Origin of the sequence: Sphingobium sp. 22B (assembly GCF_001580035.1) — a bacterium.
In the GTDB taxonomy this organism is placed as follows: domain Bacteria; phylum Pseudomonadota; class Alphaproteobacteria; order Sphingomonadales; family Sphingomonadaceae; genus Sphingobium; species Sphingobium fuliginis.
Genome location: NZ_LTAB01000002.1, coordinates 111,932 through 138,643, shown reverse-complemented (window position 1 = coordinate 138,643; position 26,712 = coordinate 111,932). Strand labels below are relative to the sequence as shown.

The 26,712-nt window shown below is 66.7% G+C and carries 23 protein-coding genes and 2 riboswitches; of the genes, 8 read left to right on the top strand and 15 right to left on the bottom strand.

Annotated features, from left to right (window positions below; translation table 11 throughout):
* Positions 1 to 14 precede the first annotated feature (14 nt).
* The 4 genes from A0J57_RS03605 to A0J57_RS03595 are packed head-to-tail and all read left to right on the top strand — an operon-like array spanning position 15 to position 3,244.
* Positions 15 to 1,322, top strand: a complete 1,308-nt coding sequence (locus tag A0J57_RS03605; RefSeq protein ID WP_044660808.1) for a YeaH/YhbH family protein — start codon at positions 15 to 17, stop codon at positions 1,320 to 1,322.
* A gap of 13 nt (positions 1,323 to 1,335) precedes the next feature.
* Positions 1,336 to 2,877, top strand: coding sequence for a SpoVR family protein (locus A0J57_RS03600; RefSeq protein ID WP_044660807.1), 1,542 nt, complete (start codon positions 1,336 to 1,338; stop codon positions 2,875 to 2,877).
* Positions 2,858 to 2,995 carry a hypothetical protein gene (locus A0J57_RS27350; RefSeq protein WP_367379464.1) on the top strand — a complete coding sequence of 46 codons (138 nt, stop codon included), beginning with the start codon at positions 2,858 to 2,860 and terminating at the stop codon, positions 2,993 to 2,995. Before A0J57_RS03600 ends, A0J57_RS27350 begins: the two co-directional genes overlap by 20 nt.
* Before the next feature lie 45 nt (positions 2,996 to 3,040).
* Entirely contained in the window at positions 3,041 to 3,244 is a 204-nt protein-coding gene (locus A0J57_RS03595; RefSeq protein WP_025546632.1) for a hypothetical protein, read from the top strand.
* 5 nt (positions 3,245 to 3,249) lie between these two features.
* On the opposite strand, the gene cobF is transcribed toward A0J57_RS03595, so the two are convergent.
* The 5 genes from cobF to A0J57_RS03570 are packed head-to-tail and all read right to left on the bottom strand — an operon-like array spanning position 3,250 to position 7,667.
* The gene (cobF, locus tag A0J57_RS03590) at positions 3,250 to 4,005 is read right to left on the bottom strand and encodes a precorrin-6A synthase (deacetylating) (RefSeq protein WP_061933871.1); all 756 of its coding nucleotides are present in this window, start codon (positions 4,003 to 4,005) and stop codon (positions 3,250 to 3,252) included.
* Positions 4,002 to 5,321: a cobyrinate a,c-diamide synthase gene (locus A0J57_RS03585; RefSeq protein WP_061933869.1), complete on the bottom strand. Its 1,320-nt coding sequence runs from the start codon at positions 5,319 to 5,321 to the stop codon at positions 4,002 to 4,004. The genes cobF and A0J57_RS03585 overlap by 4 nt, the downstream gene beginning before the upstream one ends.
* A complete protein-coding gene (gene cobM, locus A0J57_RS03580; RefSeq protein WP_025546638.1) occupies positions 5,318 to 6,100 on the bottom strand; it encodes a precorrin-4 C(11)-methyltransferase in 783 nt (260 codons plus the stop codon). Before cobM ends, A0J57_RS03585 begins: the two co-directional genes overlap by 4 nt.
* Positions 6,097 to 6,462 carry a cobalamin biosynthesis protein gene (locus tag A0J57_RS03575; RefSeq protein WP_025546640.1) on the bottom strand — a complete coding sequence of 122 codons (366 nt, stop codon included), beginning with the start codon at positions 6,460 to 6,462 and terminating at the stop codon, positions 6,097 to 6,099. The genes cobM and A0J57_RS03575 overlap by 4 nt, the downstream gene beginning before the upstream one ends.
* Positions 6,459 to 7,667 (bottom strand): bifunctional cobalt-precorrin-7 (C(5))-methyltransferase/cobalt-precorrin-6B (C(15))-methyltransferase, encoded by a 1,209-nt coding sequence (locus A0J57_RS03570; protein WP_061933867.1) that lies wholly within the window; start codon positions 7,665 to 7,667, stop codon positions 6,459 to 6,461. The genes A0J57_RS03575 and A0J57_RS03570 overlap by 4 nt, the downstream gene beginning before the upstream one ends.
* Here A0J57_RS03570 and A0J57_RS03565 point away from each other — a divergent pair.
* On the top strand, positions 7,666 to 8,415 hold the full coding sequence (locus tag A0J57_RS03565) for a cobalt-precorrin-6A reductase (RefSeq protein WP_061933865.1): 750 nt from the start codon (positions 7,666 to 7,668) through the stop codon (positions 8,413 to 8,415). The two genes, A0J57_RS03570 and A0J57_RS03565, sit on opposite strands and share 2 nt — an antisense overlap.
* Here A0J57_RS03565 and cobJ read toward each other — a convergent pair.
* The 10 genes from cobJ to A0J57_RS03515 form a co-directional block, all read right to left on the bottom strand.
* Positions 8,391 to 9,140, bottom strand: coding sequence for a precorrin-3B C(17)-methyltransferase (gene cobJ, locus A0J57_RS03560; protein WP_025546642.1), 750 nt, complete (start codon positions 9,138 to 9,140; stop codon positions 8,391 to 8,393). The genes A0J57_RS03565 and cobJ overlap by 25 nt on opposite strands.
* The gene (gene cobI / locus A0J57_RS03555) at positions 9,137 to 9,856 is read right to left on the bottom strand and encodes a precorrin-2 C(20)-methyltransferase (RefSeq protein WP_061933863.1); all 720 of its coding nucleotides are present in this window, start codon (positions 9,854 to 9,856) and stop codon (positions 9,137 to 9,139) included. Before cobI ends, cobJ begins: the two co-directional genes overlap by 4 nt.
* Positions 9,853 to 10,482 (bottom strand): precorrin-8X methylmutase, encoded by a 630-nt coding sequence (locus A0J57_RS03550; protein ID WP_044660799.1) that lies wholly within the window; start codon positions 10,480 to 10,482, stop codon positions 9,853 to 9,855. The genes cobI and A0J57_RS03550 overlap by 4 nt, the downstream gene beginning before the upstream one ends.
* The gene (locus A0J57_RS03545) at positions 10,482 to 11,546 is read right to left on the bottom strand and encodes a cobalamin biosynthesis protein CobG (protein WP_061933861.1); all 1,065 of its coding nucleotides are present in this window, start codon (positions 11,544 to 11,546) and stop codon (positions 10,482 to 10,484) included. The genes A0J57_RS03550 and A0J57_RS03545 overlap by 1 nt, the downstream gene beginning before the upstream one ends.
* Before the next feature lie 172 nt (positions 11,547 to 11,718).
* Positions 11,719 to 11,940: riboswitch (cobalamin riboswitch) on the bottom strand.
* Between the two features lie 72 nt (positions 11,941 to 12,012).
* The gene (bluB, locus tag A0J57_RS03540) at positions 12,013 to 12,621 is read right to left on the bottom strand and encodes a 5,6-dimethylbenzimidazole synthase (protein ID WP_076605713.1); all 609 of its coding nucleotides are present in this window, start codon (positions 12,619 to 12,621) and stop codon (positions 12,013 to 12,015) included.
* A gap of 17 nt (positions 12,622 to 12,638) precedes the next feature.
* Positions 12,639 to 13,244, bottom strand: coding sequence for a cob(I)yrinic acid a,c-diamide adenosyltransferase (gene cobO, locus A0J57_RS03535; protein WP_025546651.1), 606 nt, complete (start codon positions 13,242 to 13,244; stop codon positions 12,639 to 12,641).
* A complete protein-coding gene (gene cobN, locus A0J57_RS03530) occupies positions 13,241 to 17,020 on the bottom strand; it encodes a cobaltochelatase subunit CobN (RefSeq protein WP_061933859.1) in 3,780 nt (1,259 codons plus the stop codon). The genes cobO and cobN overlap by 4 nt, the downstream gene beginning before the upstream one ends.
* The gene (gene cobW / locus A0J57_RS03525) at positions 17,020 to 18,060 is read right to left on the bottom strand and encodes a cobalamin biosynthesis protein CobW (protein WP_061933857.1); all 1,041 of its coding nucleotides are present in this window, start codon (positions 18,058 to 18,060) and stop codon (positions 17,020 to 17,022) included. Before cobW ends, cobN begins: the two co-directional genes overlap by 1 nt.
* On the bottom strand, positions 18,057 to 19,148 hold the full coding sequence (locus tag A0J57_RS03520) for a HoxN/HupN/NixA family nickel/cobalt transporter (protein WP_061933855.1): 1,092 nt from the start codon (positions 19,146 to 19,148) through the stop codon (positions 18,057 to 18,059). Before A0J57_RS03520 ends, cobW begins: the two co-directional genes overlap by 4 nt.
* Positions 19,149 to 19,301: 153 nt before the next feature.
* Positions 19,302 to 19,531: riboswitch (cobalamin riboswitch) on the bottom strand.
* Between the two features lie 92 nt (positions 19,532 to 19,623).
* On the bottom strand, positions 19,624 to 20,517 hold the full coding sequence (locus A0J57_RS03515) for a LysR substrate-binding domain-containing protein (protein WP_025546659.1): 894 nt from the start codon (positions 20,515 to 20,517) through the stop codon (positions 19,624 to 19,626).
* 395 nt (positions 20,518 to 20,912) lie between these two features.
* Between A0J57_RS03515 and A0J57_RS03505 the strand changes: the two genes are divergently transcribed.
* From A0J57_RS03505 to A0J57_RS03495, 3 genes are read left to right on the top strand one after another with little or no spacing between them, the layout of a single operon-like run.
* A complete protein-coding gene (locus A0J57_RS03505; RefSeq protein ID WP_061933851.1) occupies positions 20,913 to 24,107 on the top strand; it encodes an efflux RND transporter permease subunit in 3,195 nt (1,064 codons plus the stop codon).
* A complete protein-coding gene (locus A0J57_RS03500; protein ID WP_061933848.1) occupies positions 24,100 to 25,293 on the top strand; it encodes an efflux RND transporter periplasmic adaptor subunit in 1,194 nt (397 codons plus the stop codon). Before A0J57_RS03505 ends, A0J57_RS03500 begins: the two co-directional genes overlap by 8 nt.
* Positions 25,283 to 26,677 (top strand): efflux transporter outer membrane subunit, encoded by a 1,395-nt coding sequence (locus tag A0J57_RS03495; RefSeq protein WP_061933846.1) that lies wholly within the window; start codon positions 25,283 to 25,285, stop codon positions 26,675 to 26,677. The genes A0J57_RS03500 and A0J57_RS03495 overlap by 11 nt, the downstream gene beginning before the upstream one ends.
* Positions 26,678 to 26,712: the final 35 nt, after the last annotated feature.

Genomic DNA, 26,712 nt, shown 5'->3' with positions numbered 1-26,712 from the left:
GCGCCAAGCCCGCCATGCACATAGTCGACAGACGGTTGAATCCAGGAGGCAAGAGCCTGGTCAACAGGCAGCGCTTCCTGCGGAGGGCAAGGGCATATGTGCAGCAGGCGGTGCGCGACAGCCTGAAGGACCGCAGCATCAAGGATCTGGACAAGGAAGGCCAGATTTCGATCCAGCGCGACGTCATCCACGAACCGACGCTGCACCGCGCCGCGCAGGGGGGCAGCCGCGAACGGGTCTTCCCCGGCAATCACGACTATATGGAAGGCGACCGGATCAAGCGGCCCGATGGCGGCGCGGGCGCGGGGTCGAAGGCCGGGCAGGGCGAGGGGAATGACGATTTCCAGTTCGCGCTCAGCCGGGAAGAGTTTCTGGATCTGTTCCTCGACGATCTGGAGCTGCCGGACCTCGCCAAAAGGCGGCTGATCGGCGGGGCCGTCGACGGCATAAGGCGGGCAGGCTATTCGACGGTCGGCAACCCGTCCAACCTGTCCGTGCCGCGCACCATGCAGAAGGCGATGTCGCGTCGGTTGGCGCTGCGCCGTCCCAAGGGCGCCGATCTTGCCCGGATCGAGGAGGAGATCGCGCTGATCGAGGCGCGCGATCCGGCCCTGCCCGACGATGCCGTACGGCTGGAGGCATTGCGCGAGGAACGCTCGACCGTCATCCGCCGCCGCAACCTGATCGCCTATATCGACCCTGTGGACCTGCGCTATCGCCGGTTTGAGACGGTGCCCAAGCCCGTGGCCCAGGCAGTGATGTTCTGCCTGATGGACGTCTCCGGCTCCATGACGGAGCATATGAAGGATCTGGCGAAGCGTTTCTTCGCGCTGCTGCACCTGTTCCTGTCGCGCTGCTACGAGCATGTGGAGGTGGTGTTCATCCACCATACCGACCGGGCGGCGGAGGTGGACGAGCAGACCTTCTTCTACAGCACGGTGACGGGCGGAACTTTGGTGTCGAGCGCGCTGGAGAAACTGATCGAGGTGGTGCAGGAACGCTTCCGTCCGGATGACTGGAACATCTATGTGGCGCAGGCGTCGGACGGCGACACCATGCAGTCCGACAATGGCCGGGTGGTCAGCCTGATGCAGCAGGAAATCCTGCCGTTCAGCCAATATTTCGCCTATCTGGAAGTCGGGCGAGAGGAATTCGCCGACATAGAGACCATCGGCACGACGACCGGACTGTGGCAGGCCTATGCCCCGGTCAGCGAGGCAAACCGCAATTTCGTGATGCGCAAGGTGCATCATCGGCGGGAAATCTATCCGGTTTTCCGGGAGTTGTTCCAGCGCAAGGGCGTGGCGGAGCGGAGTTCATGATGGTGGAACCGGCATGACGGTCGAACTGGCGTCCGCCCCGCTGTTCACGGGAAGCGATTGGGACTTCGCGCTCATCAACCGCATTTACGAAACGATCGAGCCCATCGCGCTCCAGGAAATGAAGCTCGACATCTATCCCAACCAGATAGAGGTCATCAGCGCGGAGCAGATGCTGGACGCCTATTCCTCCATCGGCATGCCGCTCTTCTACAAACACTGGTCCTTCGGCAAGCAGTTCGTGACCAATGAGATGATGTACCGAAAGGGGCTGCGCGGCCTGGCCTATGAGTTGGTCATCAACAGCGATCCCTGCATCAACTATCTGATGCAGGAAAACAGCGCGACGATGCAGACGCTGGTCATCGCCCATGCGGCCTTCGGGCATAATCATTTCTTCAAGAATAATTATGTCTTCAAGCAATGGACCGATGCCGAGGGAATTCTGGATTATCTGGAATTCGCCAAGCGCTACATCGCGCAATGCGAGGAACGCTACGGTCAGTTGCCGGTCGAGCGGGTGCTGGACGCCGCCCATGCGCTGATGAACCAGGGCGTGCATCGCTATCCGCGTGTCCGCCCAAGGGACTTGAAGGCGGAGGCGGCGCGGGAGGCGGAACGGCAGGCCTATCGCGACCGCATCTATGACGATCTGTGGCGCACCGTGCCCACTGGAGCGAAGGCGGATGCGATCCCCAGCGACGCCAGACGGGCGGCGCTGGGACTGCCGCAGGAAAATATCCTCTATTTCCTGGAAAAGTCCGGCCCCCGGCTGGAAAGCTGGCAACGGGAGATTTTGCGGATCGTGCGGTTGATCGCGCAATATTTCTACCCGCAGCGCCAGACCAAGGCGATGAACGAAGGCGCTGCGACCTACACCCATTATCGCATCATGACGACGCTGCACGAACGGGGATGGCTGACCGACGGCGCCTTCATGGAATTCCTCTCATCCCATACCAATGTTGTCTATCAACCCACCTATGATTCAGGACAATTTGGCGGTTTCAACCCCTATGCCCTGGGCTTCGGCATCATGTCGGACATCGAAAGGGTCTGCCGGGCGCCGACGGAGGAGGATCGCGAATGGTTCGGGGATATTGCCGGATCGGGCGACCCGATGGAGGTGCTGAAGGACATATGGGCCAATTATCGGGACGAAAGCTTCGTTTCGCAATTTCTGAGCCCACATCTGATCCGGCAATGGCGGCTGTTCAAGATCCTCGACAAGCAGGGCGAATCGGAACTGCGGGTCGACGCCATTCACGATGAGCGCGGCTATCGCCGGATTCGGCGCTCCCTGGCGCGGGAATATGAAATCGGGCGGCAGGAACCCGACATACAGGTGGTCGATGTCGACCTGGCGGGCGACCGCAAGCTGATCGTCGAGCATTCGGTGCTGGACGGCGTCCAACTGGAGGCCCGCGATGCCGCTATGGTCTTGCAAAATCTGGCGAATCTCTGGGGCTATGAAGTGCTGTTGAAGGAGGTTGATTCCGAAACGCGCAAGGAATTGAAAAGCCATAGCGCGCAGCCCAATGCGGCCTGGCTGCGCTGAACCGGTGCGCGCGGCGGACGGGAAAAGGGCTGCGGCAAGATTCCGTTTTCAATCGATGATGGGAAAGGTTAAGTTGTCCGCCGGTTTTTCGTGGGCGAAGTCGGATCTGTCGCTCTGAAGGCGGTGGAGAGGACGGGCCCTGCGACAGGCAGGAGTTCGATTCATGACGAATGCTCTTACGCCAGAAGAATGTCTAGACCGGGCAAGAATGCATGATCAACTGGCAGCGACCACTGCGGATGCTTCGGCGCGCATGATGCATCAGGCAATGGCTGCCGAGTTCCGCCGCCGCGCCGAAACGGCATCGAGCGGCATGCGACAGGCCGCTAGCAGGCCGATCATCGAACTGATGCCGAACGTCGCCTGACGGCTTCAGGGTCGTCGGACCGTCTTGCGCCTTCGTAAAAGATAGATGTCCATGATCCAGCCGTGTTCCTGGCGGAGCGCAGCGCGGCATGAGGCGATCTCGGCCCCCCTCATGGCCAGCGGACCCTGGGCGAGTCTTTCCTGGGGCAATCCCAGATAGGCGCCCCACCAGATGTCGAGACCCTCGGGCGGCAGGGTCTGGAAGGCGCAATGGCCATCCAGCATGACGACCAGGCTGTCGGCGCAGTCCGGCCAGCCGCGTTCGCTGAGGCGCCGGCCGGTGGTGATCAGCACGGGATCGGCAAGGTCGTTGAGGCAGATGCCGTGGGCGGCGGTCAGCGCCTGTACGCTGGTGATGCCGGGGATCACGCGGATCTTCACGTCCGGCAGGCGCCCGGCGATACGCAGGCTGCTGTCATAAAGCGACGGATCGCCCCAGACCAGCAGGGCGAGCCTGCCGCCTTCGGGAAGGTGCCGCGCGACCTGCTCCATCCAGAGCGCGGCGATGGCATCGTGCCAGTCGAGGACGGCGCCGACATAATCGGTCCGGTCCGCTCGCCGAGGCATGTCGAATTCCACGATTTTCACCGCCTGCGTCAGCAGTTCGGCGCAAATGGCGCGGCGCAGGTCGATGAGGTCGGACTTGGCGTCGCCCTTGCGGGGCAGCAGGATGAGGTCGGCGTCGTTCATCGCCTTCACCGCGGCGCGGGTGAGGTGATCGGGATTGCCCGTGCCGATGCCGATAAGGTCGATACTGATCATGAGGAGGCTTTCGAGGCGGGAGCGATGAGGTGGAAGAAACTGCCGGTGACACGGCCGCGATGCGATCCCGTCGACGGAACGGCCTGACCTTCCGCGTCGGTCACATGAGCGAGCGGGCTGTCCGGTTGCTCGACGATGGTGGAATAATGGAATTCATGGCCGTTCAGCATCGCTCCCGCAGGCATGCCGCCCATCGGCGCCAGCAAGCGCGCCTGTCGGTAGCCAAGATGAAGGCGCCGTTCCGCGAAGCTGGTGACGAGGCCGAGCAGGCCGGCCATGGCATGTGCCTGCCCGTCGGCATCGATCAGCGCCTGTCCCAGCACCATATAGCCGCCGCATTCGCCATGGATCGGACGGTCCAGTGCGTGGCGGCGCAGGCCGGAAAGGAAATGGGCCGCCTGCGCGATCCGGCCCGCATGGAGTTCGGGATAGCCGCCGGGGAGCCAGACCGCATCGGCATCGGCTGCCGGGGCTTCGTCGGCCAGGGGGGAGAAGGGCAGGATTTCCGCGCCTGCATCCCGCCAGCCGGACAGGAGATGCGCATAGGTGAAGGAGAAGGCTTCGTCCCGGGCGATGGCGATGCGCTGGCCGGGTGGCGGCAGGGTCGGCATTGAAGCGCGATCCTGCGCCGGGGCGGACCGGGCTGCGCGCCGGACGGCGTTGAGGTCCACATGGGTCGCCACGATTTCCGCCATCCGGTCGATGATCCGGTCGAGATCGGCCTGTTCGGCCGCCTGGACCAGACCCAGATGACGCGCCGGCAGGTGGAGCGCGGCGGAGCGCGGAATGGCGCCCAGGACGGGGATGCCCGCCCCCTCCATCGCCGAGCGGATCAGCCGTTCGTGGCGCTGGCTGGCGACATGGTTGAGGACGACGCCGGCCATGGAAATATCGGAACGAAGGCCACGGAAACCGCTGGCGATGGCGGCGGCGGACTGGCTCTGGCCCGACACGTCCATGACGAGAAGGACGGGCCAGCCGAACAGCGCCGCGATGTCCGCGCTCGCGCCGGTGCCGGCTTCCCCGATGGCGGGGGCGCCGTCGAACAGGCCCATCACGCCTTCCGCGACGATCAGTTCTGCGTCGGCCCGGCCTGCAACGGTCGCCATCTGCGATGCGGACATCGCCCAACTGTCAAGGTTGAAGGAGGGGCGGCGGCTGGCCGCCTGCTGGAATGCCGGGTCGATATAGTCGGGGCCGGACTTGAACGGCTGTACCCTGATGCCCATCCGGGAAAAGGCCCGCAACAGGCCCAGCGTGACGGTCGTCTTGCCCGATCCTGAACGGGGCGCCGCGATCAGAAGGCCCGGCGTCATGGCTTGTCGATGAAGGCGGAGTCGGCGCTGGCCGGTCGGAAACGGCGGTCATAGCCGGGCGCGTAGAGGCTGCTTTCCGCGAAATCCTCGCTGCCCAGCACCGGGCCGACAAGAATGATGGCGGTCCGTTCGGGCCCGTCCGCAGCAGCTTCCCCGATGGTGCCCAGCGTCGCCCGCACGATCCGCTGATCCGGCCAGCTTGCGCGCCACACCACGGCCGCGGGGCAATGGGCGCCATGATGCGGGATCAGGTCGCGCACCACCTGTGCCAGATTATGGATCGAAAGATGGATGGCGAGCGTCGCGCCGGTCGCGCCGAATGCGGAGAGGCTTTCACCGGACGGCATGGCGCTGGCGCGTCCCGGCGTCCGGGTGAGGATCACCGACTGGCCGAGTTCGGGCAGCGTCAGTTCGGCGCCGATGGCGGCAGCGGCGGCGGCGAAGGAGGGGACGCCGGGCGTGATGCTGAAAGGAATGCCGATCGCTTTCAGCCGCCGAAGCTGCTCGCCCATGGCCGACCAGACGGACAGGTCGCCGGAATGAAGGCGCGCGACGTCATGCCCCGCTTGATGGGCATCGACGATGATGGCGACGATCTCGTCCAGGGTCAGCGGCGCCGTGTTGACGATCCGCGCGCCCGCCGGACAATGATCGAGCAGGGCGGCGGGCACCAGCGATCCGGCATAGAGACAGACCGGAGAACGCGCGATCAGGTCGCGCCCGCGCAGGGTGATGAGGTCGGGCGCGCCGGGACCGGCGCCGATGAAATGAACGGTCATGGGGCAGGGCTTTCGGCTAGGGCGCAACTTGCCAGGCGGTCGGAAGAGAAGGCGCGGGGGGCAAGCAGGCGGCCCTCTGGCCCTGAAGCGGCGAGGGCCGTGGCTTCGGCGACGCTGCCGGTGCCATGGGCGGCCATACTAGCGGGAGATCGGGTGGCCACGGGCTGTTCCGCCAGCCTTTCCACGCCGACGGCCATCAGGGGCAGGGCGAGCTTGCGCGCCAATGGCGCAAGCTGCCCGGCCTTGCCATCGAGGGTTGCCAGCGCGTCGACGGCGATCATGGCGCCCGTCGCCTGCTCCAGCGCCGATTCCAGCGAAGCGAGCGACGCGCTGTGGCGGAAGCCGAAGCCGGCGACGATCATAGCGTCACGCTCCACTGCACCAGCGGATAGGCGGAACGCCAGCCGCGACGGCTGCCCAGGGGCATTGCCTGCGCAAGCTCGATGCGAAGCAGGTCGCCGCCCTTGTCGGCATGCCATTTGGCAAGCAGCGCTTCCGATTCCAGCGTGACGGCATTGGCGACAAGGCGCGTGGGACCGCCGGGCAGGGCGAACAATGTCGCGAGCAGGGACTGGCTCAGCCCTCCGCCGATGAAGACGGCCTCGGGGCGGGTCCGGCCGGTCAGGATGTCGGGCGCTCTGCCCTCCATGACGGTCAGGCGGTCGACGCCCAGATGAAGGGCATTGGCGCGCGCCCGGGCGGCGCGGTCCGGATCGGCCTCGAAAGCGATGGCCTGGGTGGAGGAATGGGCGAGCAGCCATTCTATGGCGATGGAGCCGGAACCTGCGCCTATGTCCCATAATGTCTCGCCGGGGCGGGGCGCCAGGGCGGACAGGGTCAGGGCGCGGGCCGGGCGCTTGGTGATCTGGCCGTCATGGTCGAACCAGTCGTCGGGGATGCCGCTGGAGCGGGGGAGCGTCCTGCCTTCGCCCGCCACGGACAGGCCGACCGCAACGGGATGCGCGACATCGGCAAGGTCCGGCGCTTCGGCCGTGCACTGGCGGATATGTTCGCGGGGGCCGGCCAGCGCTTCCAGCACATGCAGGGTCGAACGGCCGAAGCCCTGTTCCGTCAGCCAGGCGGCAAGCTCGCCCGCCGCCTGCCCGTCGCGCAGCAGCAATATGGCGCGGCGGCCGGGCACGAGACCGGGACGCAACCGCGTCAGCGGCGCGGCGTGGAGGCCATGGCATTCCACGTCCTGAAGCGCCCAGCCCAGCCGCGCGGCGGCAAGTGAGAATGTGGAGGGCGCTGGGTGCGCCGTCCATTCATCCGGCCGCAAATGCCGCGTGATGCTGCTCCCCGCGCCGAACCAGAAGGGATCGCCGGAGGCAAGCAGGACGGTTGGGTCTCCACGGCGGGCGAGCAGCATCGGAACGCCGGCCGCGAACGGGACTGGCCAGGGCAGGCTTTCGGCCCTAAGGGCTGGCAGCAGCGCAAGATGGCGCGGCGCTCCGGCGACGAGCGCGGCTTTCTCCAGCGCTTCGCGGGCGGCGGACGACAGGCCATTCGGGCCGTCTTCCCCGATGCCGACGATCGTCAGCCACGGACCGTCAGGAGTATCGGGCATGTCCAACATCCTCATTCTGGGCGGCACCACGGAAGCGAGCGCGCTTGCGGCTGCTCTTGCCGAACGGGGCGTTCGCGCGGTGTTGAGCTATGCGGGGCGGACGGACAAACCACGGGCGCAGCCGGTGCCGGTGCGCGTCGGCGGCTTCGGGGGCATCGCCGGCCTCGCGCGCTATTTGCGGGAGGAAGGCGTCACCCATCTGGTGGACGCCACTCATCCCTTCGCCGCTGTGATGAGCGGGAATGCCCTTGGCGCGGCGCGGGAGGCGGGGGTGGAGCATATCATGCTGACCCGGCCGCCCTGGACCGCGGCGGAGGGAGACCGCTGGACCCATGTGCCGGACATGGCCGGGGCGGTGGCAGCGCTGGAGGGAGCCAGGCAGAATGTGATGCTGGCCCTTGGGCGCATGCATGTGGACGCCTTCGCCGTGCAGCCTCAGCATCATTATCTGTTGCGCTTCGTCGATATGCCCGCCGTTGCGCCGGTGCTGCCCGATCATGCGCTGGTGATCGACCGCGGTCCCTTCACGGTGGAGGGCGACATGCAGTTGATGCGCGCCCATGGCATCGACTGCGTGGTGTCGAAAAATGCGGGGGGCGGCGGCGCGCGGGCGAAGCTGGTCGCCGCGCGCATGCTGGGACTGCCGGTCGTGATGATCGAGCGTCCGGCCTGTCCAGCGGCGCAGGTGACGCATGAGGTCGCCGGGGTGCTGCAATGGCTGGGTCATGCGGCGGAGCGCGGCGTATAGAGGATGGGCGGGCCGGAGCGTTCGATCAGCCGGGTGCGGCTGGAACCGACGATGACCATGGTGCGCATGTCGGCCATGTCCGCAGTGGCCCGGCTCAACGGCACCACGCTCAGCGTTTCCTCGGGCGTGGAGACGGCCCGGGCGAACAGGATGAACCGGTCCTCGCCGCATTCCTCGCGCAGGATCGCCAGCGCCCGCCCGAAACCCTCCGGCCTGGAACGGGAACGGGGATTGTAGAAGGCCATGGCGAAATCGGCCTGTGCGGCGAGGCGCAGGCGGCGCTCGATCAGCGGCCAGGGCTTGAGATTGTCGGACAGGTTGATGGCGCAGAAATCATGGCCGAGCGGCGCGCCCGCCCTTGCGGCGGCGGCGAGCATGGCGGTGATGCCGGGCAGGACGCGGATGTCGAGGTCGCGCCAGTCCTCCGGCCCCGCCTCCACGGCTTCGAACAGGGCGGAGGCCATGGCGAAGACCCCCGGATCGCCCGAGGAAACCACCGCCACCCGCTTGCCCTGCGCGGCGAGGGCCAGGGCATGGGCGGCGCGGTCGAGTTCGACCCGATTGTCCGAGGCGTGGAGCGTCAGGCCCGGTCTTTGGGCCACCCGGGCGACATAGGGGATGTATCCGATGACGTCGCTCGCCTGCGCCAGCGCATCCGACACCTCCGGCGTGATGAGCGCGTCCGCTCCCGGACCAAGACCGGCGGCCACGACCCATCCGGTCATGGACGGCGGCCCTGTCCGTGGACCAGCAGGATCGAAAAATAGGCGGTGACGTCGGTCGCTTCCGTCAGCGGGGTGATGCGCTGATCCGCCATGGTCGCATATTCGACCAGCCAGGCGCTGTCCTGCTTGCCCGCGGCTTCGACGGCGCGGCGAAGCCTGGGAAGGTTGCGGCCGATCTTCATGACGACCAGAGCATGGCTGTCGCGGATGCGGCGGGTCAGTTCCTCTTCGGACAGGGTGGCCATCAACACCGTCAGGACATCGTCGCCCCAACTGATCGGCATGCCGCTGGCGGTCCAGGCGCCGGACATGCCGGTGATGCCGGGGACGATCTTCACCGGCGCGGCAAGGCGGCTGTGCAGGTGCATGAAGCTGCCGTAGAAGAAGGGATCGCCTTCGCAAAGGACGACCACATCCTCGCCGCGTGCCGAAAGCCCGTCCAGATGCGCCGTGCAATCGGCATAGAAGGTCGAGAGCAGATCATTGTAGCGCGGGTCTGACAGCGGGATTTCCGTCGTGACCGGATATTCCATCGGATATTCGACGGCATCGGCGCGCAACATGCCCTCCACGATGCTGCGGGCATGGCCCGACCTTCCCCTCTTGCGGAAATAGGCGATGTGCCGGGCATTGCGGATCAGCCGGTCGGCGCGGACGCTCATCAGGTCCTGCGCCCCCGGTCCCAGGCCGACGCCATGGATGGTCCCGCCGCTCATTCCGCCGGGCTCGCTATCGCATTCACCGCCGCGACCGTGATGGCGCTGCCGCCGGGGCGACCCTCCACGATACAGCAGGGGACGGGCCGGCTGCGCCAGAGCGCTTCCTTCGATTCCGCCGCGCCGACGAAGCCGACGGGGCAGCCGATGATCGCGGCCGGGCGGGGGCAGTCGGGGTCCTCCAGCATGTTGAGCAGATGGAAAAGCGCCGTCGGGGCATTGCCGATCGCGACCAGCGCACCCTCCAGATGCGGGCGCCAGAGTTCGAGCGCCGCGGCCGAGCGGGTGTTGGACATTTGCGCCGCCAGGGCAGGCACCTGCGGATCGTTCAGGGTGCAGAGGATCGGATTGGCGGCGGGCAGGCGCTTCAGGGTTATGCCCTCCGACACCATGCGCGCGTCGCAGAGGATCGGCGCGCCCGCCTGAAGCGCGGCGATGGCGTCCCGGGCGAAGGACGGCGAAAAGCGGATGTGGGAAGCAAGTCCGACCAGACCCGCCGCATGGATCATGCGGACGGCGATGCGTTCCTCCTCGGGCGAGAAGCGGGCAAGGTCGGCTTCGGCGCGAATGGTGCGGAAGGACTGCCGGTAGATGGCGGCTCCGTCGGTTTCGTAGCTGTGGGGCATCAGGGCCTTCCGAAAAGGGCGAGGATTTGTCGGGCGGTCAGGCCGGTCGTTTCCGGCGGCGATCCGGCGCGGGCGTTGCGGGACAGGTCGAAGCGGCCCTGCCGGCCGGTGAGGACCAGCCCTGCGGGCCTTTGGCGGGCGCAGCCCTTGGCGCAGCCGGACACATGCAGTGACCCTTCGACAAGGGGCGCGAGCCGGGTGGCGAGGCCGCGGGTCTCGACGCTTGCCTGCGGGCATGCGGGCGCGCCGGGGCAGGCGTCGACGCGGAGCAAGCCGTCAGGGGAGGCGTGCTCCGCGCTGTCTGCGCCGCCCTCCAGGATCAAACCGCGCCATGGGGTGAGGCGCAGGGCCGTGACATGCGGTTTCCCGGCCAGCGCGATAAGGCTGTCGGCGTCAAGCTGACCGAAGGGAATGCCGTGGAAAGGCCCCGATGCCTCCGCCAGCAATTGGGACAGCGGGCGGGACGGCGCGGGCGCGATGTCGGCAGCGGTCGGCAGCGGGGCTTCGTGCCGGGCGGCACGGCCCGATGCGCCGCCGCCCGTGGCAAGGAACCAGCGGGCAAGCGCAATCAGGTCGCGCGCCGCCGTTTCAACGCTGGTGGGCGAACCCAGCGGACGCCCCTCCACCCGCAGCAGCAGCCTGCCCGCCTCGCTGCGCTCGAACCGGAAATCGGCGGGGACGGCGGCAAGACAGGGCGCAGGCCCGGCATCTATGGCGATCCCGATCTTGGAAGGAAGCTGGGGCAGCTCAGCGATGCGGGCGATCAGGCTGAGCGCGATGCTTTCCGTGTCGTCCCTGGGCAATGAATCGGGAGCGAGCAGGAAATTGCGGCGCGCTTCGCGGGCCGGATCGTGATCTGCAAGGCCCAGGGCGACAAGGCGCCGGAGCAGCGGGCCATGGCCTTGTTCCGTCACGCCGCGAAGCTGGAGCGCGGCCCGGTTGGTGAGGTCGACAAGGCCATTGCCGTGAAGACGTGCGGCTTCGGCAAGGCCGATGGCCTGGGGGACGGTCAGACGGCCCAGCGGTGGACGGACCCGCACCAGCAGCCCGTCGCCCGCCATCATCGGGCGCCATGCCGTCGGGCACCAGCCGCGAATGGCGGCGGACGATGCGCTTTGCGCGTCTGGCAACGGACCTTACCTCCCACGTCGCAACGACGGCCGGAGGGTTCACCCCCAGCCGCATTTCGTCGCCCGTGCGGAGAACCGAGCCGTGACCATCCCCTGGACCATGGCTAGAGCGACCTTTGCGTTCGGCAGGTCTCCTGGCTTGCGGGTCGTCGCTTCGGCACGGGCCTTCCCGGATCGCTCCAGTGGCTGGCCGTTCCCCGGGGGGAACCGCACGTCCTTGCCTTGCTCGCCGCTCACAGTTGCAGGGACAGCCACGGATTAGGGAGTCTCCTCCCGCACCGCGTTCCCATTTAAGCCCCTTCGGGGCACCGACGCGATCGATGGAGCGGGCGGAACCCGCTCCAAAAACGCTCATAGGCCGGGCGGAAAGGAAAGGGAAGAGGCCTTCGGACGGGAATCGTCAGCGCGTAACGATGGTGGAATGCCAGTCGGTGCGATGTTCCCAGCCGCGCCTCTCCAGTTCCGGCGTCGCCTCCTCGCTCACCGGATAGCCCAGGCACAGCAGGCCGAGGCAGCGCCAGTTTTCCGGAATGGCGAGCAGGGCGTCCACGGTCGGGCGGTCGAGGATCGAAACCCAGCCCATGCCGATGCCGCGCGTGCGGGCAGCCAGCCAGAGGGTGTGGATCGCCATCACGCAGCTATAGCGGCGCGCCTCCGGCATGGTGATCGCGCCCAGCCTGTGGCCGGTTTCCGTGCCTTCGTCGCAATAGACCGCGAACAGCACCGGCGCTTCGCGCAGGCCGTGCAATTTCAGGCTTCGGTACAGCCTGTCTTCCTCCCCCCGATAGATACTGCCCGCCTCGATCACCTGCGCGTCGACATGGGCGGCAAGATCCTCGCGCAGGGCGGGCGTTTCGATCCGGACGAAACGCCAGGGCTGCGACAGCCCGACGGAGGGCGCGCTATGGGCAAGGGCAAGGAGCCGTTCGACCTCGCTCTCGTCCAGCGGATCGGTCAGGAAATGGCGCACGTCGCGACGCAGGTGCACCAGTTCCTCAAAGGCGGCGATGTCGAAGGCGGTGTGTGTCAGAATTCGATTCCCGGCTGGGCCTTCACGCCGCTGCGGAAGGGATGTTTGACGAGGGTCATTTCAGTGACGAGATCGGCCGCCTCTATCAGCGCCTCGGGCGCGTTGCGGCCTGTGACGATGACATGCTTCATTTCGCCCCTGGCGGTCACGGCCTCCAACACCTCTTCGACCGGAAGATAGTCGTAGCGCAGGACGATGTTGAGTTCATCGGCAAGGACCATGTCATAGGCCGGATCGGCGATCATGCGTTTCACCTCATCCCATGCTTCGCGTGCAAGGGCAATGTCCCGCGTCCGGTCCTGCGTGTTCCAGGTGAAGCCTTCGCCCATCGGCTTGAATTCGACATTGTCGGGGAACGCATCGAACACCCGTTTTTCTCCGGTGGTCATCGCGCCCTTCACGAACTGCACGACGCCCACCTTCCTGCCATGGCCGATGGCGCGGACCACCATGCCGAGCGCGGCGGTCGTCTTGCCCTTGCCCTTGCCGGTGTGGACGATCAGCAGGCCCTTTTCCTGCGTCTTGGTCGCCATGATCCTGTCATGAGCGGCCTGTTTCTTCTTCATCTTTTCGGCATGCTGTTCGGGCGTGCGTTCGATCATTGCGGGGCATCCTTGAGTTGGGAGAGAAGCATGGCGGCGCTGTTCGACCGGGGTTTCCAAAGGGCGCGGTCCAGCGCTTCGTGAAGGCGGGCGGCGGTCTCCCGCAGGGCTGCCGGATTGGCCTCCGCCATGAAGGCGCGGACCGCCTCATCCTCGATGAAAGCGGCGTGGACGGCGTCGAAATGATGATCCTTCACCGCATGGGTCGTGGCGGCGAAAGCGAAGAGATAGTCGACGGAGGCCGCGATCTCGAACGCGCCCTTGTAGCCGTGGCGCATCATGCCCGCGATCCATTTGGGGTTGGTGACGCGGGCGCGGACGATGCGGCCGATCTCGTCCTCCAGCGTGCGGATGACCGGACGTTCGGGACGGCTGTGGTCGTTATGATAGCTGAGCGGCCTCCTGCCGGAGAGATGCTCGACCGCGGCGGCGATGCCGCCTTCGAACTGGTAGTAATCGTCGCTGTCGAGCAGGTCGTGCTCGCGATTGTCCTGATTCTGGATCAGCGCGTCGGCTTCGGTCAGGCGCTGCGCGAAGAGGCCGCGTTCGCTGTCGCCTTCCACCCCGCCGCCATAGGCATAGCTGCCCCAGTCGAGATAGACATTGGCAAGGTCCGACCGGTCGTGCCAGATCTTCTCGTCGATCATCGCCTGGAGGCCGGCGCCATAGGCGCCCGGTTTCGAACCGAAGACGCGGCTTCCCGCGCGGCGCCGCGCGGCCTTTTCCGGCGTGCCCTGCGCGATCAGCGCGGCGGTTTCGATGCGGTGGCGGGCGGCGGCCGGATTGTCCTCGTCCGGCTCGTCCAGCGCCATGACGGCGCGGGCGGCGCTGTCGATCAGGTCGATCTGTTCCGGGAAGGCGTCGCGGAAGAAGCCGGACACGCGGAAGGTGACGTCGACGCGGGGGCGGTTCAGTTCCGCGATCTTCATGACTTCGAAACCGATGACCCGGCCCGAAGCCCAGTCCCAGCGGGGCCGGACGCCCATCAGGGCCAGCGCCTGCGCTATGTCGTCGCCGCCGGTCCGCATATTGGCGGTGCCCCAGGCGGAAAGGGCGATGGCGCGGGGATAGTCGCCCTCGCGCTGGAGATAGTCCTGCACGATGAGATCGGCGGAGCGCTGCCCGAGATTCCATGCCGCCACCGTGGGCACGGCCCTGGTGTCGACCGAATAGAAATTGCGCCCGGTGGGGAGGACGTCGGGGCGACCCCTGGTGGGCGCTCCGGAAGGGCCCGGGGCGACGAAATCGCCGTTGAGGGCTTTGAGGAGTGCGGCTTTTTCGGCCTCTCCGCAGCCGTCGACGCGTGGGGCGAGATCGGTTTCGATAGCCTTGAGAACCGCAGCGCTCCGTGGACCGGGAGCGCCTTTCCGGCAACTGCCGTCATCCCCGCCCGCGCGGGAATGACGATGTTCCAGCTCATCGAGCAGGCGGATGGCGTGAAGTTCCAGCCGTTCCACCGTGTCGCCCGTGCTGCGCCAAGGTGCTCCTGTCAGGCTTTGCAGCGCTTCCGGCCGGGGTCCGGCCCAGGGCGCGCCCATCGTGCAGTCGAGCGGGTCGAAATCCAGCCCCAGATCATCCGCCAGCGCACGGAGCAGGGACTGCTGGCCGGCATCGTCCATACCCCTTGGGCAGCGGGCAAGGGAAATGAGCAGGTCGCGGCGAAGGGAACCCTTCGGGCTTTGCGTGAAGACGTGCAGCCCGTCGCGTATCTGCATTTCCTTGAGTTCGCACAGATAGTTGTCGATCGCTGCTAAAGCCTCGTCTCCGCTTCCCTGCGCGCCTGAATCCTTGTCCAGCCCTTGCGAGGCGGCGAGGGCCAGAATGTCCTTGCGCAGCGTTTCCAGCCGGCGTGGGTCCATGCCGGCGGCGAGATAATATTCGTCGACCAGAGCCTCCAGCTCCTTGAGCGGGCCGTAGCTCTCGGCGCGGGTCAATGGCGGCGTCAGATGGTCGACGATGCAGGCGCCGATGCGGCGCTTGGCCTGGGTGCCTTCGCCGGGATCGTTGACGATGAACGGATAGATTTGCGGGATCGGCCCGGCGCAGATTTCCGGAAAGCAGTTTTCGGACAGCGCGATCGCCTTGCCCGGCAGCCATTCGAGATTGCCGTGCTTGCCGACATGGACGACGGCATGGGCGCCGAAATCGCCGGCCAGCCAGATATGGAAGGCGAGATAGGCATGGGGCGGGGGCAGCGCCGGGTCGTGATAGCTGCTCTTGGGATCGACATGATAACCGCGCGACGGCTGCACGGCGACCGCGATCCGGCCGAAGCGGTGCACCGGCAGATGGAAGGCGCCATCGCGGAAGAAAGGATCGGTTTCGGGCGCGCCCCAACGGCACCGGACGGCTTCGCGGACCGTCTGGGGCAGCGTGGCGAAGGCTGCGTCGTAGGCCTGGAGCGAGAGGGTGATTTCACCCGGACGGTCCGGCGCGGCATTGGTGATGCCACCTGTCATGCGCTGCATCAGCGCGGCGCCGTCGGTGGGCGCATCATCCGTTCCGTAGCCTGCTTCCGCCAGGGCCTTCAGAATGGCGGCGGCACTGGCGGGCGTATCGAGGCCGACGCCATTGCCGATGCGGCCATCCCTGTTGGGATAGTTGGCGAGGATGAGCGCGACCTGACGTTCCTCCACTCGCGTTCTACGAAGTTTAGCCCAATTTGCAGTAAGTTGGGATACGAAGCTGACACGATCTTCCAGTATCTGGGGCACGACGATGCTGCATTCCGTGCGGGCATCGAACCGTGCCGCGGCCTTGAAGGCGACCGCGCGGGTGAAGAGGCGGCCGTCCAACTCCGGCAGCGCGACATGCATGGCGAGGTCGCGGGGGCCAAGCCCGCGGGCACTCGACTCCCAGGCGCTCTGTTCGGCGCTGGCGAAGATCGTCTGGAGGATCGCGCAATCCGCCTGTTCGAGGATGGAGGGCGTGCGCGGCTCGCCCGGCGCGCTGGCGGCAAAGGCGGTGGCGTTGAGGATGACGTCCGGCGGCGCCTCCGCCATCAGCCCTTGCAGGAAGTCCCGGGCGAAAGGTTCGCGCAAGGCGCGCACATGGACGGGAAGGACGTTGAGGCCCGCCGTCTCCAATCCCGCGACCATGCGGTCCACGGCTTCCAGCGTGCCCGCGATCAGCAGCGCGCGGTAGAAGAGGAAGAGGGCCGTCGGCTGCCCTGCCTTCCATCCGCTCCTGACCTGATCCAGCGTGGGTCGATCGACGCCGGGCAAATAGAGGCCGGCGTCGGCCACCGGAACGGGCGCATCGGGAACGCCCGCGTCGAAGCCGGCAAGGCGGGCGGCGTTGCGCAGGAAGGCGATGGCGTTGGCAATGCCGCCCTGCCGCAGATAGTCGCGCAGGAGATCGCAGCTCTCCGCCGCGACGGTCGATGCGGCGCGCAACGCGGGGTCATCTTCTCGCCCATCGGCAATCGCCGCAAAGGCTATGCCCTTTTTCCGGGCGATATTTGCAATCTCATCAATGCCATAGGGCCAATAGCTCTTGCCGCCCAGCAGGATGACGCAGACGAATTTGGCGTGGGCGACGACCTTTTCGACATACAGATCGACGGAATAGGGGTGCTTGAGCTGGAGGAGATTGGCCAGCCGGATTTCGGGCGCCGCCCTGCCCAGTTCCTGCCCCAGAACATGGGCCGCGCTCGCGAAACAGGCAAGTTCGCTGTCCGCCACGGTCAGCAGCACGATGTCGCCCGACGACTGGCCGAGGTCGATGGCTTCGTCGCCGTTGGAGACGGTGCCGGGCGTGGCGGTCAGCAGATGCATCAGGCAGAGGCCATCTGCGCGCCGAGCGCGGCCTCTATGGCGGCGCGGTCCATGCCGCTCTGGCCGATCACCACCAGACGGGAGTGGCGCGGTTCGTCGGCCTGCCAGTGCCGGTCATAATGATGCTGGATGCGGGGGCCGACGGCTTGCAGCACGAGGCGGGCGGGGCGCCCTTCTATGGCGAGGAAGCCCTTCACCCGCAGGATGTCATGCACGGCGATGCTCTCCGCCAGCGCCGCCAACAGCGGCTCCGGACCGGAAAGTTCGCCCAGGTCGACGATGAAGCTCTCGAAATCGTCATGGTCGTGATCCTCCCCATCGTCATGGTGCGAGGGACGGGCATCGATCCCGTCCTCCACCCCGGCGCCAAGGCCGAGCAATATGGCCGGATCGATCTCTCCCCTCGCCGTGCGGAGGATGCGGACGCCGGGGCGGATTTCCTGGGCCAGTTCCCGCTCCAGCACGGCCAGCCGGTCCACGGCGACCAGATCGGTCTTGTTGAGCAGGACAAGGTCGGCGCAGGCAAGCTGGTCCTCGAACAGTTCCTCGATGGGGCTGTCATGATCCAGCGTCGGGTCGGCCGCGCGGGCGGCGGCGAGCGCCGCCTCGTCATGGGCGAAGCGACCCGCCGCCAGCGCGTCGGCGTCGATCAGGGCGATCACTCCGTCGACCGTGGCGCGCGTGCGGATGTCGGGCCATTGGAAGGCCTTCACCAGCGGCTTGGGCAGGGCAAGGCCGCTGGTCTCGATGATGATGTGATCGGGCGGGGTGGGCCGGTCGAGCAGCTTTTGCATGGTCGGCAGGAAATCGTCGGCCACGGTGCAGCAGATGCAGCCATTGGCCAGTTCGATGATGTCCTCGTCCGGGCAGGCTTCGTCGCCGCAGCCCCGCACCAGCGCGCCGTCGACGCCCACGTCCCCGAATTCGTTGATGATGAGGGCGAGGCGGCAGCCGCCCGCATGTTCGATGAGGTGACGGATCAGCGTGGTCTTGCCGGCGCCGAGAAAGCCGGTGATGACGGTGGCGGGAACCTTTTTCATGCGGGATTTCCTTGCGGTTGGTGGCTGGGGATGGGAGCGACTTCGATCTCGTCGAAGCCTTTCCAGCGATAGATGGCCCAGCTCAGCAGCCAGCAGGCGGCGAACAGGCCGATGATGATGAAGCCGAGGCTGTTGAAATGCTCGCCAAGGTCGGCGGCAAGGGTCCAGACGCCGCCGCTGAGGCCGAGCTTGTCGCCCAGCAGGGCCGCTGCCTCGATCCCGCCGATGAGCAGCGCGACCAGCGCCGACACCAGCGTGATGGTGATATTGTAATAGAGCTTGCGGATCGGCTTCACGAACGCCCACTGATAGGCGCCCATCATCAGGGCACCGTCCGCCGTGTCGATCAGCGCCATGCCCGCCGCGAAGAGCAGGGGAAAGATGAGGACGGTCGCAACCGAAAGGCCGCTGGCGGCCTGACCGGCGGACAGGCCCAGAATGGCGACTTCGGTTGCGGTATCGAAGCCCAGGCCGAAGAGGAAGCCGAGCGGAGCCATGTGCCAGCTTCGCGTCACCAGCCGGAAAAGCGGGCGGAAGAGGCGTGCGAGCAAACCCCGGTTGCCGAGCAATATGTCCATATCTTCATCGACATAGGCTCCACCCTTTCGAACATGGTTGAACGTCCTGAGAACTGATCGGAGGATGATCAGGTTCATCGCCGCGATGGCGAAGAGGAAGGTCGCCGACACCATTGTCGCGATGGTGCCGCCGATGGCTCCCGCCGCTTCCACCCGGCTCAGCGCATTGGCGGCGACAGCGATGGCGACGGCGGCGATCAGGACGATGCCGCTATGGCCGATGGCGAACCAGAAGCCGACGGTCAGGGGCCGCTGGCCGTCCTGCATCAGCTTGCGGGTCACATTGTCGATGGCGGCGATATGATCGGCATCCACGGCATGGCGGAGGCCCAGGCTCCAGGCCAGCAACGCCGTGCCCAGCATGACCGGATCGCCCGCGAAGATCGTGAAGGCCGCGATCCAGGCCGTCAGATTGGCGGCGATGAGCCCGGCGAACATGCCGGTCGCGCGGCGGCGAAGACGGCTGGCCGGCGCCCCGGGCGATTCCGGCTCATGGGTCGATATGCTCATAGGGTCGATACCCCGTCTGCGTCTGCGAAACCGGACGGGAGCCGCCTTCATGCCGGACGGACGCTCTTGCGCCCGGCATGCCGACAGCAGCTCCCGCTGCGTGAAGCGTCGCTCAGACGGAGGACCGTGCCGTGGCCATCCCCTGGACCAAGGCAAGAGCGACCAGACGCAGGCAGGTTTCCTGGCTCGCGGGTCATAGCTTGGCGCATGGCCTTCCCAGGCCTCGCATGATTTAGCGTCCGGCCCAGTGGCTGATCCTCCGGCGCTTCCGGGGGATCGCTATGCGTCTCGCTCGCCGCTTACAGTTGCAGGGACAGCCGCGGATTCATCACCGCATTCCCTATTAAGCCCCTTGGGAGGGCACCGGCGCGATCATGAAGGTCGGTCGAAACCACCCTTCGGCGGCCATGCATAGAGGCTGGAAAGGGGAATGGGAAGAGGAGGCTTGAGCAGAAGATGTTTCGTGAATTAACTCCTACAAATGACGTTCTTCCAGCAGGGTCTTCAGAAAGGCCCGGCCGGTCGGTGACAGATCCTCATGATGGATCAGCCAGAGCGCGCTCATGACCGGCACGTCGAACGGGCGGTTGATCACATTGTCGACATGCAGCCGCGCCATCGACCCGGCGATCACCGTGGGGCCGAAGCCGGCCGCGACAAGGCCCAGCAGGGTCGCGAGGCTGCGGGCTTCATGCGAGATTTTCGGGACGAACCCTGCTTCCGCGCACAGGGCCTGGAAATGCTCCGTGAACCCCGTCCCATTGGGCGCGCCATAGAGCACCAGCGGCTCGTCGGAGAGGTCAGCGATGCGCGGCGGGGCAGGGCGCAGCGCCAGCGGATGATCGGCGCGCAGGGCCAGCACCATCTCTTCCTTGAGCAGGCATCGGGACAGCATGCCTTCGGGCAGCGCCGGCGCCTCGAAATTACGCACGATGCCAAGGTCGAGCTGACGGCTCGCCACACTCTCCACCTGCTCGTCGCGCCCTTGTTCGCGCAGGATCAGTTCGACATCGGGATAGGTCTGGCGGAAGCGGTAGAGCGCCCGCGCCACCGGAGGCACGAAGGGGCCGGAAGTGGTGAAGCCCAGCCCCAGCCGCCCGATCTCCGCCCTTTGGGCCATGCGCGCGATCTGTGCGGCGCGGTCCGCCTGGGCAAGGGTCCGGCGCGCTTCAGGCTCGAACAGCCGGCCCGCCTCCGTCAGTCGCACCCTGCGGCTGGTGCGGTCGAACAGGCGGACGCCCAGTTCCTCCTCCAGAGCACGGATCTGCTGGCTGAGCGGCGGCTGCGATATGCCGAGGCGCAGCGCGGCGCGGCCGAAATGCATCTCCTCAGCGACGCACAGAAAATAGCGGAGATGGCGAAGGTCCATGGATCATGTCGCTCAACATATCGATCATGCCATATTATATATTAGACGCAGAATGTCCAAGGGCGCATGGGCGGCTTCGAATGTGGCGGCGTCTCCCGGCTGGCCGGCGGAGATGCGCGGGCTATGCCCCCTCATTGCCGCAGCACTCCGCCATGGCCGGGGATGCCGTCGCATTCTAGGATGTGTAGAAATTCGCCTCGCCCCGAACGAAGCCCCCACGCGTCCTGGAGCATTTCCGCGCTGGCCGCCTTTCTGGCGACGGCCGGAAATGCGGCAAACGATATGCGCATTTCCTGGCGCGCTTCGTCTCTGGTATCAGGCGGCGAAAATATCTGGAGAGGTTGTATCGTCATGTGCGGCGGGGATCATCCGGCGGCGCATCCGTGGAGTCGTGAATGATCGGTATCGTCAAGGTTGCCCTGCATCGTCCGCTCACCTTCATCGTGATGGCGATCCTGATCGCGATCGCGGGGGTGCTGGCGGCGGCGCGAACGCCGGTCGACATCTTTCCCAATATCCGCATTCCCGTGGTAGCGGTCGCCTGGCAATATGCGGGCCTGTCGCCGGAGGACATGGCCAACCGCATCGTCAATCCCTATGAGCGCGTGCTGACCACCACGGTCAACGACATCGAACATATCGAGAGCCAGTCGCTTCAGGGCATCGGCATCATCAAAATCTATTTCCAGCCGGGCGCCGACATCCGCACCGCGACCGCGCAGGTGACGTCGGTGTCGCAGACCGTGTTGCGCCAGATGCCGCCGGGGATCACGCCGCCGCTTGTCCTGAATTACAGCGCGTCGACCGTGCCGATCCTCCAGCTCGCCCTGTCGGGCAAGGGGCTGTCGGAACAGCAGCTGTTCGACATGGGGATGAACCAGGTCCGCCCGCCGCTGATCACGGTCCCCGGCCTTGCCATGCCTTTCCCCTCGGGCGGCAAGCAGCGGCAGGTGCAGATCGACCTCAATCCGCTGGCGCTTCAGTCCAAGGGGCTGTCGGCGCAGGATGTGGGTGCGGCGATCGCCGCGCAGAACCAGATCAATCCGGCCGGTTTCGTCAAGATCGGGGAAACCCAGTACAGCGTGAAGCTGAACAATGCGCCTTCCTCCATAGAGGCGCTGAACGACTTGCCCGTCAAGGTGGTCAACGGCGCGACCATCACGATGCGCGATGTCGCGCATGTCCGCGACGGCAGCGGGCCGCAGCAGAATATCGTGCATGTCGAGGGCAGCCGGTCCGTGCTGCTGACCATCCTCAAGAACGGCGCCACCTCCACCCTGGCGATCGTGGACGGCGTCAAGGAAAAGCTGCCCCAGATCGCGGCGGGCCTGCCGGACAGCCTGAAGATATTGCCCATCGGCGACCAGTCGCTGTTCGTGAAGGCGGCGGTGGAAGGCGTCATTCACGAAGGCGCCATCGCGGCGGCGCTGACGTCCCTGATGATCCTGCTGTTCCTGGGCTCCTGGCGCTCGACGGTGATCATCGCGCTGTCGATCCCGCTTGCGATCCTGGCGGCGGTCGCGGCGCTTGCAGCCTTCGGCCAGACGCTGAACGTCATGACGCTGGGCGGGCTGGCGCTGGCGGTCGGCATATTGGTCGACGACGCCACCGTGACCATAGAGAATATCAACTGGCATCTGGAGCAGGGCAAGGGCGTGATCGAGGCGATACTGGACGGCGCGGCGCAGATCGTGACGCCCGCCTTCGTGTCGCTGCTGTGCATCTGCATCGTGTTCGTGCCGATGTTCTTCCTGCCGGGGGTCGCCGGATTCCTGTTCGTGCCGATGGCGCTTTCCGTCGTGTTCGCGATGATCGCATCCTTCATCCTGTCGCGGACGCTGGTGCCGACCATGGCCATGTATCTGCTGCGGCCCCATGTCGAACAGGGCGACGCGCATATGGCCGGGGCGCCTGCCTCGCGCAATCCGCTGGTCCGCTTCCAGCGCGGGTTCGAACGGCGCTTCGAAAGGATAAGGCGCGGCTATGTCGGGCTGCTGCACCGGGCGCTTAATGCGCGCAAGCCCTTCCTGCTCGGCTTCATGGCCGTCGTTCTGCTGTCCTTCGGGCTGTTGCCGATGCTGGGCAGCAACTTCTTCCCCTCGGTCGATTCAGGGCAGATCGCGATGCATGTGCGCGTGCCGGTGGGCGCCCGGATCGAAGACAGCGCCGCCCGCTTCGACCGCATCGCGCGGGAAGTCCGCTCACTGATCCCCGCGAAGGAACTCGCCTCCATCACGGACAATATCGGCCTGCCGGTCAGCGGCATCAACGCCATCTACAATAATAGCGGCACCATCGGCCCGCAGGATGGCGACATGCTGATCGCGCTGACCAGAGGTCATCGGCCGACGGACGAGATCGTCGCCACCCTGCGGCGGGAGCTGCCGCGCCGCTTCCCCGGCACCGGCTTCGCCTTCCTGCCGGCCGACATCACCAGCCAGATCCTGAACTTCGGCGCGCCCGCGCCCATCGACGTGCAGATCGCGGGCAAGAACGCCGCCGGCAATCGCGCCTATGCGCAGAAGCTGCTGGCGAAGATGGCCACCATTTCGGGACTGGCCGACGCCCGCATCCAGCAGCCGGCGCGCTCGCCGCAGCTCGATGTCGAGGTCGACCGCTCGCGCGTCGGGCAATATGGCCTGTCGGAGCGGGACGTGACGACCAGCCTGGCAAGCCAGCTTGCAGGCACGTCGCAGACCGCGCCCGTCTTCTTCGTGAACCCGGAAAACGGCGTGCAATATCCGGTCGTGGCGCAGGCGCCGGAATATCTGGTGGGCTCCATGAGCGACCTTAGCAATGTGCCGGTGTCGGGCAGCGCGGCAAGCGCCTCGGTTCAGCCGCTGGGCGGGCTGGCCACGATCAAGCGGTCCAACACCGTGCCCGTCGTCAGTCACTATGACATTGCGCCCGTGCTGGACATCTTCGCGACGACGCAGGGGCGTGACCTGGGTGCGGTCGCCCGGGATGTGCAGCGGGCGATCCGGTCGCTGGAGAAGGAACTGCCCAAGGGGACGACCGTCACCATCCGCGGCCAATATGCGACGATGAACACGGCCTTTTCCGGGCTGGGATGGGGGCTGGCGGGGGCCATCGTGCTGATCTACCTGCTGATCGTCGTCAACTTCCAGAGCTGGGTCGACCCCTTCGTGATCATCACGGCCCTGCCGGCGGCGCTGGCGGGAATCGTTTGGATGCTGTTCACCACCGGTACGACGCTGTCCGTGCCCGCGCTGACGGGCGCGATCATGTGCATGGGCGTGGCGACCGCCAATTCCATCCTGGTCGTCAGCTTCGCGCGGGAGAAGCTCGCCGAACTGGGCGACGCCGGCAAGGCCGCGCTGGAGGCGGGGATGGTCCGGTTCCGACCGGTGCTGATGACCGCCCTTGCGATGATCATCGGCATGGGGCCTATGGCGCTGGGGCTGGGCGACGGCGGCGAGCAGAATGCGCCGCTGGGCCGGGCGGTCATCGGCGGCCTGATCTGCGCGACGGTCGCCACCCTGTTCTTCGTTCCCACCATATTCGCCTTCGTCCATCGCAAGCATGGACAAAAGGCGCCTTCCCTGGAAATGCAGCCGAGCCATGTCTGAGCACAACCCCATCGAAAATCCCGAGGCGCAAGGACCCGATAGCCGCACGTTGAAGCGGGTAGGGATCGGCGCGGCGGTCGTCGCGGTCGCCATCGTCGGCATCGGCGTGGCGTCGCGGATCAGTGCGACCAATGAACTGAGGCAGGTCGCTGCCGACGCATCCATTCCCACCGTCTCGGTGGTGACGCCGTCCGCCGGTGGCGAAGGCGACGCATTGGTGCTGCCGGGCAATGTCCAGGCCTATAACAGCGCGGCGATCTTTGCCCGGACCAATGGCTATGTGCGGCGGTGGCTGGCCGATATAGGCGATCATGTCGGGGCCGGGCAGCCGCTCGCCATATTGGACGCGCCGGAGGTGGACCAGCAGCTCGCACAGGCGCAGGCCGATTATCAGACCGCGCTCGCCAATGAACGGCTGGCCGCCACCACGTCGAAGCGCTGGGCCTCCATGCTCGCGCAGGACGCCGTCTCGCGGCAGGAGGCGGATGAGAAGGCCGGCGATCTTGCCGCGCGCAGGGCCCTGTCCAATGCGGCGCTCGCCAATGTGAAGCGCTTGCAGGCCTTGCAGGGCTTCACCCGTCTGTCCGCGCCGTTCAGCGGTGTCGTGACGAGCCGGTCGGCGCAGATCGGCGCTCTGGTGGTGGCGGGCAATGCGGCGGCCCAGCCCTTGTTCACCGTGTCCGACACGCATCGCATGCGTATCTATGTGCGGGTGCCGCAAGGCTATTCGGCGGCCATCAGGCCGGGAATGGCGGCGACGCTGACCCTGCCGGAATATCCCGGGCGCAGCTTCGACGCGACCCTGACCAGCAGTTCGGGCGCCGTCGATGCCCAGTCGGGCGCGGTGCTGGTGCAATTGCAGGCGGACAATCGCGACGGGGCGCTGAAGCCGGGCGCCTATGCGCAGGTCCGCTTCAAGGTGCCGGCGGGATCGGGCAATGGCGCGACCCTGCCGGGCAGCGCAATCCTCTACGGCAATGACGGGCCGACCGTGGCGGTGGTGGGCCGGGACGGCCGCGTGACCGTCAAGCCCGTCACGATCGCGCGGGACGAAGGCAATGTCGTGCTGCTGTCGGGTGGCGTCCTGCCGACCGACCGGGTCATCGACACGCCGCCCGATGCGATCCGCAGCGGCGACAAGGTGCATGTCCAGGCCGCCGCCAAGGGTGCTGCCCATGGGGGTTGATCGCCGGGCGGCGGCCCTGTTGCTGGCAGGGCTGGCGGGATGCTCGATGGCGCCAGCCTACCGGCCGCCTGCAACCGCCGTGCCGCAGGCGTTCAAGGAAGCTGAGGGTTGGACGGCAGCGACGCCGATGGATCAGGCGTCGCGCGGCAAATGGTGGGAGGCCTTTGGCGATCCCGTGCTGAACGATCTGGAGGCGCGGGCGGAGCAGGCCAGTCCGACGCTGGCGGCCGCCCTTGCGCGCTATGACCAGGCGCTGGCGGCGGCGCGGATCGAGAGGGCGGACCTGTTCCCGCAGGTGAATGCAGGGGGCGATGCCAGCCGTCAGAGGCTGTCCGGAAGGCGTTTCGGCGGCAATGGAACGGCGCCGACCTATGATGATTTTTCCGTGGGGGCCACGCTGGACTATGAACTCGACCTCTGGGGCCGCATCCGCAACGGCGTGAGGGCGGCGCGGGCGGATGCGCAGGCCAGCGAGGCCGATCTGGCCTCCGCGCGGCTCAGCCTTCAGGCGGCGGTGGCGGACGCCTATGCGCGGTTGCGCGGGCTGGACGCAGAGGCGGAATTGCTGCGCCAGACGGTGGAGGCATTCGGCAAGGCCTATCGACTGACGGCAACGCGGCATGATGGCGGCATCGCCTCCGGGATCGACGTCAACCGCGCCAAGACCGTGCTGGATAATGCGCAGGCTCAGATTTCCGCCGTCGCCAACGAGCGGGCGGCGACCGAGCACGAAATCGCTGCGCTGGTCGGGGCGGTGGCGTCCGACTTCTCCGTCCCGGTGCGGGTGCAGCCTCTCGGCGCGCCTCCATTGCCGGCGGGCGCGCCTTCGGAGCTGTTGCAGCGGCGGCCGGATATTGCGGCGGCGGAGCGGCGGATGTTTGCGGCCAATGCGCGGATCGGCGTGGCGAGGGCGGCCTTTTTCCCGACGCTGACCCTGGGGCTGTCCGGCGGGTATCAAACGACGCATGGCGAGTTGTTCAGCAAGCCCAGCAGTTTCTGGGGGTTAGGACCGGCTTCGGCGGTGCTGGCGCTGTTCGACGGCGGTCGGCGGAGGGCTGGGGTGAAGATGTCCCGCGCGGAATATGAAGAGGTGAGCGCGGGCTATCGGGAGACGGTGCTGGGGGCGTTCCGGCAGGTAGAGGATGCGATCGCCGCGAACCGGCATCTGGCCGATCAGGCGGTGAACCAGCGCAGCGCGGCCGCGGCGGCAGGGCGGACGAGTGAGCTGGCGCTGACCCGCTATCGGGATGGGGCGTCGGACTATCTGGAGGTGGTGACGGCGCAGACCGACGCGCTGGAGGCGCAGCGCGCGCTGCTGTCGGTGGAGACGCAGCGGATGCGGGCGAGCGTTGCGTTGGTCAAGGCATTGGGCGGCGCGGTCTGAATCCCGGAAACGCTGGATGCTCCCGCCTGCGCAGG

Bases quoted from the DNA above. Each gene is read 5' to 3' on its own strand.
- A0J57_RS03575 (WP_025546640.1), bottom strand. From the start codon at position 6,462: ATGATCGTCGCCGGCTTCGGCTTCCGCCACAGCGCGTCGCTCGCTTCG.
- cobJ (WP_025546642.1), bottom strand. From the start codon at position 9,140: ATGACCGGATGGGTCGTGGCCGCCGGTCTTGGTCCGGGAGCGGACGCG.
- A0J57_RS03585 (WP_061933869.1), bottom strand. From the start codon at position 5,321: ATGACGCCGGGCCTTCTGATCGCGGCGCCCCGTTCAGGATCGGGCAAG.
- A0J57_RS03600 (WP_044660807.1), top strand. From the start codon at position 1,336: ATGACGGTCGAACTGGCGTCCGCCCCGCTGTTCACGGGAAGCGATTGG.
- cobI (WP_061933863.1), bottom strand. From the start codon at position 9,856: ATGAGCGGCGGGACCATCCATGGCGTCGGCCTGGGACCGGGGGCGCAG.
- A0J57_RS03595 (WP_025546632.1), top strand. From the start codon at position 3,041: ATGACGAATGCTCTTACGCCAGAAGAATGTCTAGACCGGGCAAGAATG.
- A0J57_RS03565 (WP_061933865.1), top strand. From the start codon at position 7,666: ATGTCCAACATCCTCATTCTGGGCGGCACCACGGAAGCGAGCGCGCTT.
- A0J57_RS03605 (WP_044660808.1), top strand. From the start codon at position 15: ATGCACATAGTCGACAGACGGTTGAATCCAGGAGGCAAGAGCCTGGTC.
- A0J57_RS03550 (WP_044660799.1), bottom strand. From the start codon at position 10,482: ATGCCCCACAGCTACGAAACCGACGGAGCCGCCATCTACCGGCAGTCC.
- A0J57_RS27350 (WP_367379464.1), top strand. From the start codon at position 2,858: ATGCGGCCTGGCTGCGCTGAACCGGTGCGCGCGGCGGACGGGAAAAGG.
- A0J57_RS03495 (WP_061933846.1), top strand. From the start codon at position 25,283: ATGGGGGTTGATCGCCGGGCGGCGGCCCTGTTGCTGGCAGGGCTGGCG.
- A0J57_RS03520 (WP_061933855.1), bottom strand. From the start codon at position 19,148: ATGAGCATATCGACCCATGAGCCGGAATCGCCCGGGGCGCCGGCCAGC.
- A0J57_RS03515 (WP_025546659.1), bottom strand. From the start codon at position 20,517: ATGGACCTTCGCCATCTCCGCTATTTTCTGTGCGTCGCTGAGGAGATG.
- A0J57_RS03500 (WP_061933848.1), top strand. From the start codon at position 24,100: ATGTCTGAGCACAACCCCATCGAAAATCCCGAGGCGCAAGGACCCGAT.
- cobN (WP_061933859.1), bottom strand. From the start codon at position 17,020: ATGCATCTGCTGACCGCCACGCCCGGCACCGTCTCCAACGGCGACGAA.
- cobW (WP_061933857.1), bottom strand. From the start codon at position 18,060: ATGAAAAAGGTTCCCGCCACCGTCATCACCGGCTTTCTCGGCGCCGGC.
- A0J57_RS03505 (WP_061933851.1), top strand. From the start codon at position 20,913: ATGATCGGTATCGTCAAGGTTGCCCTGCATCGTCCGCTCACCTTCATC.
- cobM (WP_025546638.1), bottom strand. From the start codon at position 6,100: ATGACCGTTCATTTCATCGGCGCCGGTCCCGGCGCGCCCGACCTCATC.
- cobF (WP_061933871.1), bottom strand. From the start codon at position 4,005: ATGATCAGTATCGACCTTATCGGCATCGGCACGGGCAATCCCGATCAC.
- cobO (WP_025546651.1), bottom strand. From the start codon at position 13,244: ATGATCGAACGCACGCCCGAACAGCATGCCGAAAAGATGAAGAAGAAA.
- A0J57_RS03545 (WP_061933861.1), bottom strand. From the start codon at position 11,546: ATGATGGCGGGCGACGGGCTGCTGGTGCGGGTCCGTCCACCGCTGGGC.
- A0J57_RS03570 (WP_061933867.1), bottom strand. From the start codon at position 7,667: ATGCCCGATACTCCTGACGGTCCGTGGCTGACGATCGTCGGCATCGGG.